The 17,084-nt window shown below is 41.9% G+C and carries 13 protein-coding genes; 6 read left to right on the top strand and 7 right to left on the bottom strand.

Translation table 11 applies throughout. The annotated features are described in order from the left end of the window. Positions 1-51: 51 nt before the first annotated feature. From IUA53_RS00740 to IUA53_RS00715, 6 genes are read left to right on the top strand one after another with little or no spacing between them, the layout of a single operon-like run. Positions 52-543, top strand: coding sequence for an NADAR family protein (locus IUA53_RS00740; protein ID WP_231401302.1), 492 nt, complete (start codon positions 52-54; stop codon positions 541-543). 14 nt (positions 544-557) lie between these two features. Further along, the gene (locus tag IUA53_RS00735; protein WP_196897923.1) at positions 558-2,366 is read left to right on the top strand and encodes an HAD hydrolase family protein; all 1,809 of its coding nucleotides are present in this window, start codon (positions 558-560) and stop codon (positions 2,364-2,366) included. Next, the gene (locus IUA53_RS00730; protein WP_196897921.1) at positions 2,363-3,481 is read left to right on the top strand and encodes a phosphoribosyltransferase-like protein; all 1,119 of its coding nucleotides are present in this window, start codon (positions 2,363-2,365) and stop codon (positions 3,479-3,481) included. The genes IUA53_RS00735 and IUA53_RS00730 overlap by 4 nt, the downstream gene beginning before the upstream one ends. Position 3,482: 1 nt before the next feature. After that, entirely contained in the window at positions 3,483-5,381 is a 1,899-nt protein-coding gene (locus IUA53_RS00725; protein ID WP_196897919.1) for an ORC-CDC6 family AAA ATPase, read from the top strand. Beyond that, the gene (locus tag IUA53_RS00720; protein WP_196897917.1) at positions 5,374-6,567 is read left to right on the top strand and encodes a hypothetical protein; all 1,194 of its coding nucleotides are present in this window, start codon (positions 5,374-5,376) and stop codon (positions 6,565-6,567) included. The genes IUA53_RS00725 and IUA53_RS00720 overlap by 8 nt, the downstream gene beginning before the upstream one ends. A gap of 24 nt (positions 6,568-6,591) precedes the next feature. Further along, the gene (locus IUA53_RS00715) at positions 6,592-7,605 is read left to right on the top strand and encodes a PfkB family carbohydrate kinase (RefSeq protein WP_196897915.1); all 1,014 of its coding nucleotides are present in this window, start codon (positions 6,592-6,594) and stop codon (positions 7,603-7,605) included. A 44-nt stretch (positions 7,606-7,649) separates the two neighbouring features. Here IUA53_RS00715 and IUA53_RS20225 read toward each other — a convergent pair whose 3' ends face one another. The 7 genes from IUA53_RS20225 to IUA53_RS00680 form a co-directional block, all read right to left on the bottom strand. Next, positions 7,650-8,696, bottom strand: coding sequence for a hypothetical protein (locus tag IUA53_RS20225; protein ID WP_231401225.1), 1,047 nt, complete (start codon positions 8,694-8,696; stop codon positions 7,650-7,652). A gap of 86 nt (positions 8,697-8,782) precedes the next feature. Then, on the bottom strand, positions 8,783-9,457 hold the full coding sequence (locus IUA53_RS00705) for a competence protein CoiA (RefSeq protein ID WP_196897913.1): 675 nt from the start codon (positions 9,455-9,457) through the stop codon (positions 8,783-8,785). A gap of 411 nt (positions 9,458-9,868) precedes the next feature. Next, positions 9,869-11,272: a TnsD family Tn7-like transposition protein gene (locus IUA53_RS20220; RefSeq protein WP_196897911.1), complete on the bottom strand. Its 1,404-nt coding sequence runs from the start codon at positions 11,270-11,272 to the stop codon at positions 9,869-9,871. Between the two features lie 18 nt (positions 11,273-11,290). Further along, positions 11,291-12,736, bottom strand: coding sequence for an ATP-binding protein (locus tag IUA53_RS00695; RefSeq protein ID WP_196897909.1), 1,446 nt, complete (start codon positions 12,734-12,736; stop codon positions 11,291-11,293). Then, positions 12,733-14,883 carry a DDE-type integrase/transposase/recombinase gene (locus IUA53_RS00690; protein WP_196897907.1) on the bottom strand — a complete coding sequence of 717 codons (2,151 nt, stop codon included), beginning with the start codon at positions 14,881-14,883 and terminating at the stop codon, positions 12,733-12,735. The genes IUA53_RS00695 and IUA53_RS00690 overlap by 4 nt, the downstream gene beginning before the upstream one ends. After that, positions 14,873-15,697 carry a TnsA endonuclease N-terminal domain-containing protein gene (locus IUA53_RS00685; protein WP_196897905.1) on the bottom strand — a complete coding sequence of 275 codons (825 nt, stop codon included), beginning with the start codon at positions 15,695-15,697 and terminating at the stop codon, positions 14,873-14,875. The genes IUA53_RS00690 and IUA53_RS00685 overlap by 11 nt, the downstream gene beginning before the upstream one ends. Before the next feature lie 123 nt (positions 15,698-15,820). Next, positions 15,821-17,002, bottom strand: a complete 1,182-nt coding sequence (locus IUA53_RS00680) for an NAD(P)/FAD-dependent oxidoreductase (protein WP_196897903.1) — start codon at positions 17,000-17,002, stop codon at positions 15,821-15,823. Positions 17,003-17,084 lie beyond the last annotated feature (82 nt).

Raw genomic sequence — 17,084 nt, 5'->3', positions numbered from 1 at the left:
TATAACCAAAATAAGTTATATTATACTTTTATGCAACCAGGAGATACCGTGATGGGAGAAGGAATTGAGGAGATCAGATTCTATCGAGCAAACGAGAAGCCCTATGGCGCCTTTTCAAATTTATCTCGCTGGCCAGTGATTTTTGAAGGTATTGAATATCCAACTGCTGAGCATGCTTATCAAGCAGGTAAGGCGCGCAAACCAGCGGTGCGCGATTGGATCCTCTCTGCACCTAGCCCGTCTCTGGTGGCGATGGCGGCGCACGGTTTGTACTATTGGGATATCGTCCCCGGATGGTCTAAAAACAAGTTCACGCGAATGAAACACATCTTAATCGCGAAATACACCCAACACCCAGAATTAAGGGCGCTATTGGATTCAACGGGAGATGCACGCCTGGTTGAGTCTGCGACCGTTGATAATGAAGTAAATAGAACATGGGGTGAAGTCAACGGAAAAGGTAAAAACATGTTGGGCGTACTACTGATGGAAGTGCGCGAAGAATTGAGGCAAGATGCACAATCGGAGAAGAAACGCGCCTAAGTAATGGATTCAACATGGCCACCAAAAAGAAGAAATCCTATAAGGTATTGCTAGACGAAATACCTGATCAGATCAGACGAGCATCGTTGGATGTACCAAGCGCAATAATAGATTGTCTTGAGGAAAGCAAGGCGACAGGAGCCATATTAGTCGGCTCTGGAGGCTCGCTAACATCAGCCCATTTTTATGCCCACCTTATCGAAAAAGTAAGTCGCAAGCAGTGTACGGTGTATACGCCTTTAGAATTACTGTGCTCTGCAATAGATTTAGAAGGTCAACGCTGCTTATTCTTTTCCGCGGAAGGTAAAAATCCTGACATTATTCATGCCTTTGAATACGCCAATAAACATAAAGCCATCGTTACGTGTGTGACAAACCTCAACGAAACACCGCTTGGTCAATTGTGTGAACGTACGAACCAAAAAAATGTCTGCCTTCCCGTTCATGAAAAGGACGGGTTTTTAGCGTTATCCACAATTGTCGCCACGATGATTGCTGGCTACAAAGCGTTCGGAGCCATTCAGCCTCAAAGCGAACTCACCAATCTCAGTAATGTAGCCGACGCGGCAATACCTCGAGTGACCACGCCTAATAAACTGAATCAACTGAATCAACTGATCGTAGTTTATGCGCCATTACTTAAACCAGCCGCAATAGACATTGAATCCCGTTTTCATGAATCCGGGGTCGCCAGCGTACAGATTGCAGATATAAGAAATTTCAGTCATGGCAGGCATTATGGTGCTTTTTTAAATCAATCTGAAACACACATCATCATCTTAGCTGACGAAGGCACAGCTGCTTTAGCGCGTCTGACGCGTTTAGCAATAAACACATCCCTGTCCAATTCACTGATCTTTTTCTCTGGTGCGCCCGTCGAAGCAATGTTTAAGAGCATCCTGTTCTCGATGCATTTATTGTGGGAGATAGCTGAACCACAAAATCGTGATCCAAATAAAGTCCTTGTACCAAAATTTGGCCGTTCGCTTTACTACTTGCCTTACCAAAGTAGCTGTTTAACGCAACCGTTAGTTGATGCAAGTGATGTGCCCTTGCCATCCCATTATTACGATACGTCGTTTGATGCTGTCGTTTTTGATTATGATGGTACCTTGTGTGACAGCGACGAACGTTTTGATGAACTCAAGCCAATTGTGGCGTTGATGTTAGAGCGCCTGCTTGAGCATAGCGTTCGCGTCGGGATTGCTACCGGTAGGGGAAAATCTGCCGGAATATCTATTCGAAAAGCCATAGAGGAAAAGTGGTGGGAACAGATAGTGATTGGCTATTACAACGGTTCTGTCATTGAAACGGCAGATAAAACACTGGATGTCAGTCAATATCCAATCGACCCAGTGATTAAACACGCTCATGAGTTTATCTCATCAAAACGCTTAAGTGGCGCATCGGTCGACATGAGGCCAACGCAAATAACAATCGAATTTGGTTTTGCCCTGCAATCCGACACGCAGATTGATGTGTTATGTGCTCAGCTGATTGAACACTGTCCTGATATAAAAGTACTTCGTTCGGGTCACTCGATTGATATTATTAACAAATCGACCTCAAAACTGAGAGTTATTGGAGCATTGCATCACGCCAAACAGTGTTTAACAGTGGGTGATAGTGGACAACCTGGTGGTAATGATCACGAACTGCTATCGCACCCCTTCAGTATTAGTGTTAATCATGTCCCAGGGCATGCAGACACTGGTTTTAAGATTGGCGCGCTAGATGAAATAGAATTAAGCGCAACACTACGACTGTTTTCAATGATGCAATTTGGGCAAGGTGTCTTTACTTTAGATGATGGGTCACAATGAATAAAAAGGATTTTGCTACAAGAGCACTCAATAAAATTCTGGATACCGATAATGTGGAATTCAACAGAGCCTGGTTGGAATCTATGTCAATGAAGTGTAATGATTACCAACAGTTCTATCCGGGTTTTCGATTTTTAGAAAGTTTGTCGAGCTGGCTGAACCAGTTTGATAAAGGTGATATACCCGCTGCGTTCGACTTTGTCAGAGATCGCTTGATTTATATTTCTGAGGCACAAATTCGTTTATTAGTTGAATCTGTATTCTCGATGCATATTAGACCACTTTTGCTAGACGCGGTCGCAAATCAGACGCACATACCTATCCATAAACGAAATCAGCTTGCGAATCACCCACTATACAGTGAAGCATTGACACAAAGTTTGTTTTTGGGGCTTTCTGATGGTGCAAGAACAGACGCTTTCAGGCGGTTTAATCCTCAACTTGATAACGAGCAGGTATGGTTAACCTATTCAGTCAGTGAAGAAAAATATACTGACTTTGCTGACTATCTAAAACAGCGCAATCCCAACAACCCAACGTTTAATCATCTGTGGCTTATTGATGACTTTTCCGCGTCTGGAAAGAGTTTCGTTCGCAAAGATAAAAAAACAGGCAAATGGAAAGGAAAGATTGTCAAAACACTGAAGGCTTTTTTGAAACAGGAAGTCACCGAAGGTGAATCAGCGGCTACGCCAATCTTGGGTGAAAAATGCAAAGTCTACATTGTGTTATACATCGCCTCTTGCCAAGCAGAGGAATACTTTGAAACAGAAATTGAAAAGTTGTGGAAAGAACAACCAGAGCTTGCAAAGCGGTTCGATATTCCAAAACTGATTGTCGTTCAGTCATTAAATACAGCATGCAGGATTTCGAACGCCAACTCGCATGACGAGCCCATCATTCGGCTTATTGAAAAAGATAAATACTACGACCATGCAAAACTTTACAATAAAGCCTCTGAGGTAGGTGAAACAAGAGAAGTCAGGTTCGGTTTTGCTGAAGGTCGCCTTCCGTTAGTCTTAGGTCACAACACACCGAATAATAGCGTTTCATTATTATGGGCATTCGAAACAGCTGAGTTTGTCGGTTTGTTCCCGCGCGTGAGCAGGCATTAGAATGAGCGAACGAAATCCCTTTGCAAAAAAGAACACGGAGTTATTTGCCGACGTTCCAACATTTCTGCGCTTCTATTCACATCACGGCATAAAGCGACTCATTTCTGCAGCAAGCTCTCCGTTGTTAGAGGGGACATGGATCTTTAGAAGCCCGCCTGGTTTTGGTAAGAGTACAAATTTTCGATTATTTACACCTGCAACATTGCGAGAGCTTCAAAATCAACGGAATGCAAAATCTCATGTGCACAGTGATACGATAACCGAGCTCAATAGCTTAGGCGTGTTTGGACAAAGTCACCCCAAAGTTCTTGGGATTTACATCAACGTCGCGGATGGATTTAGTGAAATACACGAAATTTTTGATGATAAAGCGTTACCCGTATTTAGGGCGTTTATTAATGCCAAACTCATTTTAATGCTGGTCGCGGCGCTCAAAGATTTTTATAACTTACAATTTGAAGACAGTCTTGACGACTTCACTATCGAAGTTGATAACGACGTATCATGGGGCGCCTTACCAAAAACGTCTTCTCTTCAATCTCTTAGTGATTGGGCCGAAAATGCTGAGTTGCAAATTATAAAGGGTATTTCCAATCTAGAACTTGCAGACGAAAAACATCTTTTGCATACCGAGTACAGTGCGCTGAAGTGGTTACGTAAAGTTAAATTTCTGTATAAGGGCAAGCGGCATATTCTGAAAACGCTTGTTATGTTTGACGACGTCCATAATTTGGCACGTTCCCAACGCGAAGACTTGTTAACGTCCATTACCGTTATCCGACCGCATTATCCGATATGGATAGGTGAGCGATTGACGAGCTTGACGGAAAAAGAAACGCTAATTGACGGTGCAGACCAGCATCGGGACTACAATGTGATTAATTTAGATCACATCGAAGCTAACACCAAGAACAACTACTTTAAGCAATTTGTAGAAGGGATCATCAAAGCACGTTTAGATATGTCGAGTGTCGGTGGCTTTGACAATTGGCTAACTATTAACGGTATTGAACGCGACAGCGCTTGTGAAAAAGCGTATCAGGAATTGCTTCCACGCATAAATAAACTCCGATCAGACGGCGGGTTTTCTGCATGGTTTGAGAGGGATGATTACGAAAACCTCGAGGTTACGCATGCTTTGGTTGTTGAAATGCAGTCGTTACTCACGTCTCATGCTAAATACGTCAACAAAAATCCAAATCAACTCATGTTTGAAGAATCGTTGGATAAAAAACCCAAAGCAGATGCTTCATTCGTTGAATATTACCTGTATACGAAGTATCAAGTGCCTTACTACATAGGAAATGAGGTGCTGACAAAGTATTCCACTTCCAGCATATTCGAAGTGTTACAGATCGCGGAGAATTTTTTTGAAGCGATTTATAAAGCTTCAATGAAGCAAAACAGTTCCAATTCATCGCTTAAAATTAAGGTACAACAACAAACTCTGAAAGAACTAGCGAGAGAAAAGTTTGACAAACTAGGAGGGATTGTTCGTTACAGCGATTGTGCTATTCGGTTGGTCAAAAATTTCGCTAAAACTGCCTACATCAAATCAAATCGAGAATCATCGCCATATGTGCCAAGTATTACCGGTTTTGCGCTATCGTATTCGGATATGGACAAACTGGTGTGCGATGAGAATTACGAAGTACTGAATGCGATTCTGACAGATCTGCGCAAGCGAAACTTAGTCACCATTACAAAACCCAAAAATAAAGAGGTGAGTGTTTTTTATCTCAACCGATTGTTGTGTGTTCATTTTGATTTGGCAGGCGGCTATGGTGGCTGGAACAAGTTTTCACTCGACACACTTACTGAGTGGATGAACAGTGATACGGTAAACGTGACAACGCAGGATGATAAGCCCACCCCACAAGGAGAGTTTGACTATGAGTGAAGCGGATTTTTACTGGGACGTAAATCTTTACTGTAAAAAGACGTCCGAGACGAAGGCGCTTTGGGATAGTTGTATCGGCCGATTATCGGGTAAAACGCTTTTCGTCACAGGGATTGGTTTTGATCCAAGGGCTGTTAAATCCATTGAGATCCTGTTTGACAAAAAAGCCCCCCCGGAACAATTTCATTGCTTAGGGATAAAGAGTGCTGCTGATGCCGTCGGCGCCAATTCAGCGCAAAAAGAGCAAAGCAACATTCGAAAACTCAAGGAGCTTTTTCCTGAAAGACTCCGAATTGAACATTCCATTGGTTCGGAAAAACAAACGACGTCGCTAGCGTTGTGTATATTGCTAAAAAGGTTGAATAAAGAACATTTTTTTGACGAGTTTGATCAGATTGTTATCGACGTAGGTGCCATGCCTCGCGTCACTTTTCTTACTCTTGTTCCCAAATTACTTGAACAGTTTATCGGGGATAAAGGGGAGTTAAATAAAAAAAACATGTTTGTCATTGCGCTTGAGAATGCCCAGTTTGACAGCAGTATTACTGAGCACGTAACTGACGCAAACGCGACGTTTTTGCATCAATACAGTCTTAACAGTCCAAGTTTGTCACCCGACCTGCCCGGCGTATGGTTTCCAATTATGGGGGCTTCTCGAAAAGACGAACTTGAGACGATAAAACGAGACATTCAGAAGGTGCTGCGCCAAGATGGCGTCGAAGTCGTACCAATTCTTCCCTTTCCGTCAATAGATCCTAAGCTATCAGATAAGATCATAGGCGATTTTTATCATGTATTGTTTGAGGAATTTGAAGTAAACTATTCTAATATTTTATACGCTGCTGAAAACGACCCTTTTCACCTCTACCGAAGGCTAATGAAGTCTTTCATGAAGTACGCGAAGAACTTTACGCTGTTGGGCGGAGGGCGTTTCGTCGTATCGCCGCTGTCGGGAAAATTGATGTCTGTTGGGGCGATACTGGCTGTGTTTGAGGCGAGTCGTGAGTTATCTGATGAACGTTTGCCGTTCACACCATTGATAAGCGCATACGACACTCAAAACAAATATTATTTTGGTGTTCCTTTAGTTGAACCAACTCAGTATAAGGTACAGGACAATAAAGTGAATTTCGAGCATGCAGAATTGTCTTTATTGTGGTTATTGGGTGATGCGTATGATGAGTAAACAAGTTCGAGTAAGTTATTGAAAATGAAGAATCAACCTAAATGTCTAGGAACAGGCCTGCTTTCTTTGGACCTAATATACAAAGATTCGACTAAGCCGTTGGCCGCCGCTGGCGGCTCTTGCGGCAATGTAATGGCTATGTTGACTTCATTTGGCTGGGATGCGCGTCCGGCTGGCAGAATTGGTGAAGATTTAGCTGCCTCAATTTTACTTCACGATTTAATTTCACTTGGCGTAAATACGGATTTTATCTATCAGGACAAGAATTCTCATACCCCCATCATTCTCGAATTCTTAAACATGTCAGGTAGCGAGTCAGGGCATTCATTTTCTCGAACATGTCACATAACACAGCAAAAGCTTCCTCGATACGAAGCCTTGCATGACGCCGAAATATGCAACATTTTAAAAAGTGTCGATGAATTTGATTATTATTATTTCGACCGTCTAGACAACAACGCTTTGAAGTTAGCATCACGGTTTAGTCAACAAGGCAAACCTGTCTTTTTTGAGCCTCAGAAGATCTCATCGGTTACCCAGTTCCTTGAGGTACTGCCTCATGTCAGTGTGTTAAAAATTTCTGATGAAACGGCTTTGAATTTGTCAGATGCGCTCAATCAATGCTTACCTGATTTGACGATAGTAACGCATGGAAAAGAAGGTCTTTCATATCGCTGCAGTGATGGCCGACACGCATCGATACCGGCCATGCGCAATGAGAATGTCGTCGATGCATGTGGAAGTGGGGATTGGCTGAGTGCGAGTATCATTAATGAGATGTTCGTTCAACAAATTACATCATTTTCAGTGTTATCAGCACGCGCTATAGAAAACGTATTATTCAACTCACAAATGAAGAGCACAGATAATCTCTCTTATGTGGGAGCTCGCGGTGCGATGTATAAACAAATCACACCTGTGGATGAGATAGTGTATCCATTTTCTATCGATTTTGGCGCCAATAGTGTTGGGAATTATATGCAGCTCCAAGATGATGTTGCGCCATCTGGTTTACTTTCACAAACTGTATTGTCGTAAACGCCCACCGTACAATGTTCATAGCTTCACAGTCGTGGTTGGCTTTAAATTTCCAAATGAATATTTAACTTACATCGACCAAATTCGACTTTGTGTGTGTAAAGGATGTTACTTTCAACTAGAATTTCATTGGAAAGCGGATCATCCGTACGACTATCTATATTCTGCATTTCTGGGCTGATAGGACATATACCTAGCCCTATTGACTCAAAGCATTGAGTGCACCTTTTACCCTTTACTTTGTATATTTGAGAAGAGAATTTCGTATCGTCCCAGACACCATAGCCAATTTTCTTTTCCATAAAGTTATCCACGACAAATTTTTTAAATAAGTTAGGCTCTTCTGTGTTCAGTTCTATACAAATTTTTTCCAAATCATGTGGCATTATGAACTTTGACTCAAGTAAACTCCTCATCCAATATCTCTTTTCCAAGCTTCTATTGTTCTTGAGCTTTTGAATATTATCAGTTAACCAACGTAGTAACGGCTTAACAGTACAAGGCATAAAATAAACTGGATTTTCGAACTTTTGCTTTTTATTGAACGAGAGCCCTCTATATCGTTCCTTCTCGAATGACTTCCTCAAAGAGTTTATTTCTGTTGCTGAGTCCCCAGTCAAGATTTTTTTAATAGCACTGATTGCTCCCCCTCTCCTACTATGTTTTAGAATGGAGAGTCGGACATTATGTTCCTCACAATAACTACTGAAGAGCCAATTTGAGTCAAAATGAGCAAACCCATTTTCGACTAAAGAGGACTCGATACATCTCTCACAATATGCTATTTGAATACTGCTAGTACTCACCGTCTCGCTATTATTTCCGGCGAATATCTTCGACAAAGCAACTATGGAAGACGTAGGGTTGCTAAATATAGAATCCGGTTCAGGCGCTAATCCAGAGTTTTTCGTGATATCCAAAAGCAACTCTTCGTCAAACAAGTGAAAATTGTGTTGATATTTCTCTGGTATTCTAGGGCTACTGACCCAAGCGCCGGTATCTTCGACAACGCATGAAAAATCTGTCCCTCCCGCTATTTGAATATGTCTAAAGATAAAACTTTGTAGCGATTCATTCCCGATGAATATCATGCTTTTGCCAATTTATGAATTATATTATGAAAACTTAGTTGTGATATTCAGTTGATATGTAGCGAATTAATTTCTTTTTATCCTTATCAAACAAACTCCATTGGTGATGCGGGGCCTCCAGCAGAACTAAAATCTGTCGTTCCAGAGCAAACAGCGTTTACAAATTTATCAATATTTACTAGTCCCACTATTCCTTTTTTATTTACTGTATCGAAGTGAAGTACACGCCAGAATCCATGTTTTGATCCGAAGTCGATAAAAACAGGTTTAGTTGTATGCCAACGCTTGAAGATTTGACTTCTTCCATACCAAGTAAAATGAGCCAATCCCTCCTCATTTGGGCGACTGTGACTTAGAGAGAAATTGACTCTATCAAAATCATTTTTACATCCATCAATTACCCAAATAATAGATTTGTAATATTCTTCTCTGGATTTCACTTCGTCGGGACTTATAGTAGAGTGCTGAAATTCAATTACGAGGCCCGAAGGAATCTTAACATCGGCGATATGCCTTTCACCAGAAGCTGAGTCATCACAAATTATTTCCTGCCAATCTACAGGAAATCTATTTTTCCAATTACGATGCCACTCCCCTTCTGTTTCCCACCATGGGTCACAATGAGCTCTTGCTTTATGGGACCAATGCCAAGCATTGTTTTTACCGCACTTTGCGACCACTTCCGATTGACAGCCTGGACAAGTTGCCCGTTGCTTTGGTTTTGCTTCAACTCGCCTCCCTTCTAATAAAGCAAATCGCATGTAATATCCCTAATTTCTTCTATCTAGATGACTAAACTTTAATACGAAATACTCAAAAAAATGAAGTATTTCACACAATGAATATTTATAAATTCACATTATTCAGATAGCGTCTCAAGCCTTCTAATAAAATTTATCTCCAGAATTCGGTCCATTCAGCCACAGTTTATCTTCTTCGTCCTGCTCTATGACTTTTGAACTACATTGACTAAGCAACTCATCTAACGAGTATTGTTGTTTATAAAAGGGTTCAAGAATAATTGAACCTGCCTCAATCTTAATAGCCATTCTCTGATTGATAGCTAAGTTCAACTCTCTCACTATGAAATCAGGAATAATAATCCCTTTCGAGTTGCATAATTCACCTCACTAATCATTTTCGTCCTGAAAAATACGTCCGTGAAATCTGACTTAGTATCTACCTTTTGGCTTACAAGCTATCGGTAACTTTTCTTCCAGCCAAGCTCTATCGTTAAGATATAACCAGTAGAAAGCAGAATTACATTGCTGCTTAACATCATTTCTTATAGAAACCGGATGACTGCCTAAATATTTCAGTATAACAAATCGGTTTTTCCTTCTAGCAGATTGAAAGTGGCATTGTTTTCGTCTTTCAACAAGCCCTGAATGACTTGATATTGTTTGCTCTACTGACCCAATCCCCACGCCGCATCGTCTCGCAATTTCACGCCGATGGAATCCGGAATAGGCAAGACTGCATATTGCATTGGTGACCTGCTGTGTGAGAGTTTTTGGCTTTAGGTTTAAAGATATACCGTTCAGTAACGCTATTCGCTTTAAATAACATCTGCTCTTTCCCGTTACTCTACTTGTATGTGCCAGTGAGCTCCCCGCTTTAAGAAGGTTTAAGCATTTATTGCTAATATTGTTCACGGGTTCGGGGGTATTTTTCTTATCCGAAAAATCTGCTTTAGGGAGGTTAGAAAAGGCTTGGGAGGCATCACCAAGTAACCACGTTCCAAATAACAGATGTCTATAGGGATGATGGCTACCGCCTGCTTCTAGTAGTTGTGATACATAACGGTAGTCCTGCTGTGTTCTAGGTACCATTGCCGGATTAGTTTGGCTGTGATTTTCTATATATTTGAAAAACTCTTGCATCACAGCCTTTCTTCGAACTCTTCCATTTGGGGTTAAGTAGCCATTTTCCTTCAGGTAGTGGCGGTAAACTTCCGTGATCTGATTCATATGCTGTCTTGCAGCTAACAAACTTAAGAGTTTAGTCGAAAATTTAGCCACTTCGTATTCTATCAAGGGCGAATATCGTATATCAATTTCAGGTTGAGGAAGTAACCACTTGATTAGTCTTTGCCGTTGAGTCAATTTGAGAAAGGATAGCCTCGCGCCATGATAGCCACAAGTATCAACTCCTGGAACTTGGTGGCTTACGTGCCAATACGAGATCCCGTACTTTAGTAAATCGTGCTCTACGCATAGTGGACACGATTTCAAGCCAAGTGAATGGCCGCTCTCAAAGGATACCAGTTGGCTAGATCTAAAAGCTCTTGCACCATTAATAGTAACTATCATTTTTTGTAGGTTGCGAGCATGCACTGGCAAGAAAAAGCAGAATAGCGGTGTTAAGGTCTGCTCATTAAGCAATAAATTGGTGCTCTCGTGACAGACCTTAGCTATTGAGCTTAGCCCTGATGTCAAAAACGGATGGAGTGAAATTCTCTTCGACCCAAAACAAGTTTGCAGAAATTCACTACTAGAAATGCCAGAAATGGTGATGAATCTAATTAATCTACTAAGTAGTAGTTCATCCGGTAAAGCTTTGGGTAATTGATACATTCTCCAAAGCCTCTACATCTAGGTCAGGTCTTCTAAAGGCTCATCACATAAAAGCCTCTGGGTTTTTAGATATGAAAGTGCATCAATCTGTTTTGCAGCTCTTTGAATCATGTCTGGATCTGAGATTTGTTCGATAAAGGTGTCCAAAATTCTCAATTCATTTAGTTGTTCGGCAAACTCCGGGTGATGCGGCCTACTTAAGTCGCCAGGTATAGCTACAAGCCTTTTATCATGGTGGGTAAGTTCTTGCTTTTGGGGGACCGCGTTATAATGATTTAGAACAGATTTTTTAACTTTTTTCCGCTTCAGAAGTGATAGCTTATTGTCGCGTTTAATTTTGTCTACTGATGTTTTCGACGCACGTATAGTGATGTTCGCGGCATGTTCCAATACACTCTCGTTAACTCGCTCATCACCGCTACCAATTACTTGACGTTGAGCCTCTTTGTAAACCCGCATGGCCAAATCTAAATTGCCAACGGAAAGATCGTATAACTTGTCGCTTAATGACTTTGTTAAGGGAGTTCTGATATTGGTCCACTGGAGTCCCCATAACTCATCAACGAAAAGCTCCCACTCTTCATCATTTTTTAATAGTTCAACATCTACATAGCCGCTACTTTCTGCTCTCCTCGCTATCTTTAATGTTTGTTCCAACAACTTGTTAAAAGGTGGGTTTGCGCAGAATAGTAAAGGGATCCCGAGGTTATTCACTAGGTTATGTAGGAAAGCTATTAATCGGTCAGCACCGCCAGTCTTTGCTAAGTTAAGGTTTTGCATTTCATCGATAACTAAAATGCCCAAGAACCCAGATTTTATTCTGGCTTCAATTTGTTCCACTAGTGCAGGAATAGTCGTGGCCCGTTTTTCTGTTTTATGTCCTAGCTTACGATCAATTTCAGCCAAAATTTTATGACAAAGAGCTCTTACACTTGAATCTTCCGGACAATCTACTTTTATCCAGACCACCTGTTTTAGTGGAAGCGATTTACCCTTATATTTGACATGCTCGATTACGTCGTCATAACAACTTAGAATTTGCTCCAACATACTGGTTTTGCCAACGCCGCTTTCCCCAATCACAGTTATCCCACTACCTTTTGGTTTAAAGAAACCTGTTCTCGGTTCAATCGAGGGGCGTTTATCCAACGGGTAGTGCAAATAGTTGGCTGTTGTGGGTGAAAATGGGCTCTTTGCTGAGTACCCTTTTTTAAGTGCAGATTCGATATACCTATATACGTCAATATAAACAGGGAGGGGTTGCCTTAAATGCTCTAAGCGAACGAGGTATTCTATCCTGTCGAAAGCTTCCAATTCCCTTTCCTCTTCGTCATGAGGTGGGAAAAAACCAAGTTTATCTAACAGCTCTTCGTCTCTTGGCTTTTGAGGGAGAGCTTCGATTAGCGGATTTCCTCTGTATTCTGGAAGAATCGCCTCCCGATATTCAGCAAAACGAATTCTCACAACTTTTCATCCTTGTTACGCTTTAACAAAGAAATGACTTTATTCTTTTTATTGCCGATGCTACTCGAGGTCTCAGTGATTATATTTGAGAGTTCCCCCACATGTTCGAAGTCGTCGGGCGCCAACCTACTGTCGAGGATCATTTGTCTTCTGCGCTCCTTCATGTCTCTAGTTCTCTCGGCTTTGCTGGCTAAAGGTAATTCTGATTTCAAAGACTCTTTGGCGTTTTTAATCGTTACGTTTTTACGGTCATAGCGTTCCAGTGATGCTTTCCCAGGCTTATCATTCTTAAGCTGTAGTTTTTTCCAATCTTCGAAGAAAACGACATCAGCAGCGTGTCTTTCTTCGAAAATAGAAGATCGTTTCATCAGTTCGCATCGAGTAAAACTTTCATCACTTTGCAATCGCACATAGATAAATGATGAATTATCTTGATCAATTCTTGCCTCTAGTTTCCAACTTCCTGTGTTACGAGCAATGGTTTTCCAAGTGTCAAATTCCTCTCGTTCACACTGGTAGTACATATCTTTATTTAGTCGAATCCCCTTACTTGTCATCGATACGGTAACAGACGGTAATAATCGAGCACGAATGTCAGCTTCATTTGCTTTGATTAAAGCATGTCTATGCTTGTGAAGATGAATCATCCAATAATTGAGAGGTGTAGGCTTCAGATCTGATTCAACAAGAAGTGTGCTTTGTGCAGCCAGTGATTCAAAAATAGCACTATTGTGCTCAAGAACGGCATCAATAAGCATCTTAGTGATTTCGTTTAATGTTAACGCGGCTTCTAACCGAGGATCTCTGTCACCACGAATGTAATGCCTACCTCTGGTTGTCCCCATCAATTGATGGACTAAGGTATCGTTTAGTATTTTAAATCGTCTTTCAACAATTCCTTTCCAGTCAGCTCTATAAGGCGGAGCAATACTCAAATGACCGATTAGTGGCACTGCTAGCTGTTCGGCATCCTTACAAATAAATTCGCCACGGTCACAAAGCAATCGCTGGGGTATATGGTGACAAGGCCATTCTGCCTCTTCAATCGTAATCCCGAACCGGTCACAATATTGTTTCTTTGATGTAAAGCTGTTTACTAAGGCCTGTCTGCCTGCTCTCCACGACGCGTATTCCATCGACACATGCAGACCTACGATCATTCGACTTTCTTTATCTACCACACAATATAAGGTGGGCCTACCAAGCACGTGGTTTCGTTGAAATTCTGATACAATATGAACGTCTAAGACGGTGGCATCTAGCTCAAAACAACTGCCAGGAACTTCTGTATGGTCTGTTGCGCTTCCAATCAGACCTCTTCGATTTCGCTCGAAGTCTCCTTTATTAGTTTGTTTCCTGATAAGTTCACTTTGAGGTATTAGCTTTCTCGCCCAATACAGAAAGCTTCTGTAATTGGGGATACTTGGTTCCCGCTGTTCACTTTCAGCCGAAAGTAGCTCATCAGAATAAAACTCCTTCAGCATTTGGTCATACACTTTAGTAAAAGGCACTTTCCTACCCTTAAGAGCAAACTTTTTCATTGCCTTTAGAATTATTGCCTTATCATGCTCTTCAGTATTGACGCCTTCAAATACAGAAAAGGTAGGAGTGAATATTTGTACTGGTCTTCCTCTTTTCACCTTGCCAGCTGTTCGTACTTTTCCCAGACCACCAGAAAGTTTGTAGGCCGGCAGCAATGCATTGGGCTCTTGCCCATACTTCCAGTACAAATTTAGAGCTCTATAAATCTTCTGAACGTAAGTTTTTTGCTTGTCAGCTTGGGCGACTAGAAGTTTACTTCTGTTGTTGGTCGTTATTTCTAACAAGAAATCTGGTAGAGAGACCAAATCAGATATTAACTGATAGTTATTATCCCGTTTAAGAAGTTGAGTTTCGGGTATATCTTCTTCTTTGCAGTTCAAATATGCAGGTAGCTCATACTCAGACGTAGTAATAGATTTTTTACTCACTAAGTCAGTGAACGAACTCAAGGGAGCGCTGATAGGTCTTTCAAGTTTCTTATCTTCTGTTATACGGAACAATATCAGTTGATCAATTTCTGAATAAATTGCTAAAACCCGATATAGGCCGTCGGAATTGCCATCTAGTGAACGAACTTGCCAAATACTGTTTACTTCAACCTGCATATTGTTGAGTCCTAAACGGCGCAATTCTCATAACTTCGAACACTCCTGACTCAGGAATTGGCTTATCTAGTTTCACATCAACGATTTTTTTGGCAAAAAGCGTTTTTAGTAAGCTCAGTGCCTGAGCACCATCTAGATTAAAATTTGTAGCGAGCTCAGAACAGGTTTGCTCTGTAATCATAGGACCGATATGAAGTAATTCACAAGCCGATAAAAGTAAAGAGTCAGAGAACGTTTCACCATGCCTTACTGGAGCGGTAAACCATTGAATGTTTTTCGACTTAGTTTGATTTTCGGGGGTATTAACATAAACACGAAAAGGGACATCCAACAGCTCCCACCAAATTCTCTCTATATCTAGCTTTTCCGCTGTACGCTTGTCTGCCAAGTCCTCTGCCTTAGATTTCACAGACACAGCTTCATACCAAACTCCTTTATGCTTGTCATAGCACGTTAGTAAGCAGTCCGTAGTCAGAACATTTAAAACTTTAGAATCAGGAATGGTCGGATGACGCAAATCTAGTGTGTTTGCAATCTTGATTGAGAGGTCGATCGGCAGTAGCGGAAATTGCTCTCGTATATCAACAACGCTATCTCTAAATTCAGCCAGATATAAAAACGAAGTTTCGCCTTCCGACAAGGTGTGGTGCTCTCTATCTATCTTTATACCTTGAATTTTCGCGCTGCTACCTTGCGAGGGGACATCCTGGACTCTTAACCAAGGCTTATAGTTTTCACCTTCGCCAATACCGTACTTGTTCTTTAACGCTCTTTGAAAATCATCAAACGTTTTTAATTCTCTGAAGCGAGGCAAATTGTTGGTTCCGCTGTATCTTTATTTAACTAGTATAGCTTAATGTACAAACTTTATTATTCCAGATTGGAGTTATGTACAAACTTTTTATTCAGTGTACAAACTTTATTATGCAAAAACATCTCACACCACCTGCCCCGCAGCCCAGCCGCTGCTCCAGGCCCATTGGAAGTTAAAGCCGCCTAGCCAGCCGGTGACGTCTACCACTTCGCCAATGAAATAGAGGCCTTCCACGTTTTTAGCCATCATGGTTTTTGATGAGAGTTCGTTGGTATCTACGCCGCCAATGGTGACTTCTGCGGTTCGGTAACCTTCGGTGCCGTTGGGCTTCACTTGCCAGTTTTCTAGCGTATTCGCGATGGCATCGCATTCGCCATGAGTCAGTTGCTTCACGGGTACGTTTCGCCACTGATGATAATCAATGAAGCTTTGCACCATGCGCTTGGGAAACACTTTGTTTAAACAGGTAGCCAGTAGCGCATCGGGTGTGGATGTTCTGGCTGTCTCTAGTAATTCATGGCTATCGTCGTCGGGCAATGTGTTAATGCTCAGTGTATCGCCCGCTTCCCAGTAACTGGAAATTTGTAACATGGCCGGGCCACTCAAGCCTCGGTGGGTAAAAAGCATGGCTTCTTTAAACGTGGTGTCGTTGCAACTTGCGTACACATCCACCGCGATACCGCTTAACTCAGCCAGTGTCTCTTTGTCTTTTTCATGTAAGGTAAAGGGCACCAAAGCGGCTCTGGTAGGAAGCACATTTAAGCCAAACTGCTGGGCAATTTTATACCCTAAAGGGGTGGCGCCTAGTTTCGGCATACTCAATCCGCCTGTGGCGACCACTAAAGACTCACACTGGTAATCGCCGTTTGATGTAGATAGTAAGTACCCACTTTCGCACTTTTCCACACTGAGGATTTCACAGCGTGTAGTCACAGTGACATGGGCCTTGCTGCATTCTTTTAGCAATAAATCGACAATGTCTTTCGCGCTGTCATCACAAAATAGCTGCCCCAAGGTTTTCTCATGATAGGCAATGCCGTGCTCGGCCACTAAGGCGATAAAGTCCCATTGGGTATAGCGGCTTAATGCCGACTTACAAAAGTGCGGGTTTTGCGATAAGAAATTAGCGGGTTCAGCATACATATTGGTGAAATTACAACGCCCACCGCCAGACATCAGTATTTTTCGCCCCACTTTTTTGGCGTGATCTAGCACCTCTACGCTACGGCCTCGCGCACCGGCTTGCGCTGCGCAAAACAGCCCGGCGGCTCCGGCACCAATTACAATTACATCACGCTTTATCACTTTGCCTTCACCTTAGGTTATTACATGAGTCCACGCGAAGCGTTCTACCTTGTGTAAGCGCTTTACGTGTGCGTGGATTATA

The organism is Alteromonas sp. B31-7 (assembly GCF_015767655.1).
GTDB classification, from domain to species: domain Bacteria; phylum Pseudomonadota; class Gammaproteobacteria; order Enterobacterales; family Alteromonadaceae; genus Alteromonas; species Alteromonas australica.
The sequence above is the reverse complement of the archived record's forward strand: the minus strand, read 5'-3'. Positions and strand labels throughout refer to the sequence as shown.

Coding starts and splice junctions, on each gene's coding strand:
- IUA53_RS00705 (WP_196897913.1), bottom strand. CDS start 9,457: ATGCGATTTGCTTTATTAGAAGGGAGGCGAGTTGAAGCAAAACCAAAG.
- IUA53_RS00735 (WP_196897923.1), top strand. CDS start 558: ATGGCCACCAAAAAGAAGAAATCCTATAAGGTATTGCTAGACGAAATA.
- IUA53_RS20220 (WP_196897911.1), bottom strand. CDS start 11,272: ATGTATCAATTACCCAAAGCTTTACCGGATGAACTACTACTTAGTAGA.
- IUA53_RS00740 (WP_231401302.1), top strand. CDS start 52: ATGGGAGAAGGAATTGAGGAGATCAGATTCTATCGAGCAAACGAGAAG.
- IUA53_RS00725 (WP_196897919.1), top strand. CDS start 3,483: ATGAGCGAACGAAATCCCTTTGCAAAAAAGAACACGGAGTTATTTGCC.
- IUA53_RS00720 (WP_196897917.1), top strand. CDS start 5,374: ATGAGTGAAGCGGATTTTTACTGGGACGTAAATCTTTACTGTAAAAAG.
- IUA53_RS20225 (WP_231401225.1), bottom strand. CDS start 8,696: ATGATATTCATCGGGAATGAATCGCTACAAAGTTTTATCTTTAGACAT.
- IUA53_RS00690 (WP_196897907.1), bottom strand. CDS start 14,883: ATGCAGGTTGAAGTAAACAGTATTTGGCAAGTTCGTTCACTAGATGGC.
- IUA53_RS00730 (WP_196897921.1), top strand. CDS start 2,363: ATGAATAAAAAGGATTTTGCTACAAGAGCACTCAATAAAATTCTGGAT.
- IUA53_RS00715 (WP_196897915.1), top strand. CDS start 6,592: ATGAAGAATCAACCTAAATGTCTAGGAACAGGCCTGCTTTCTTTGGAC.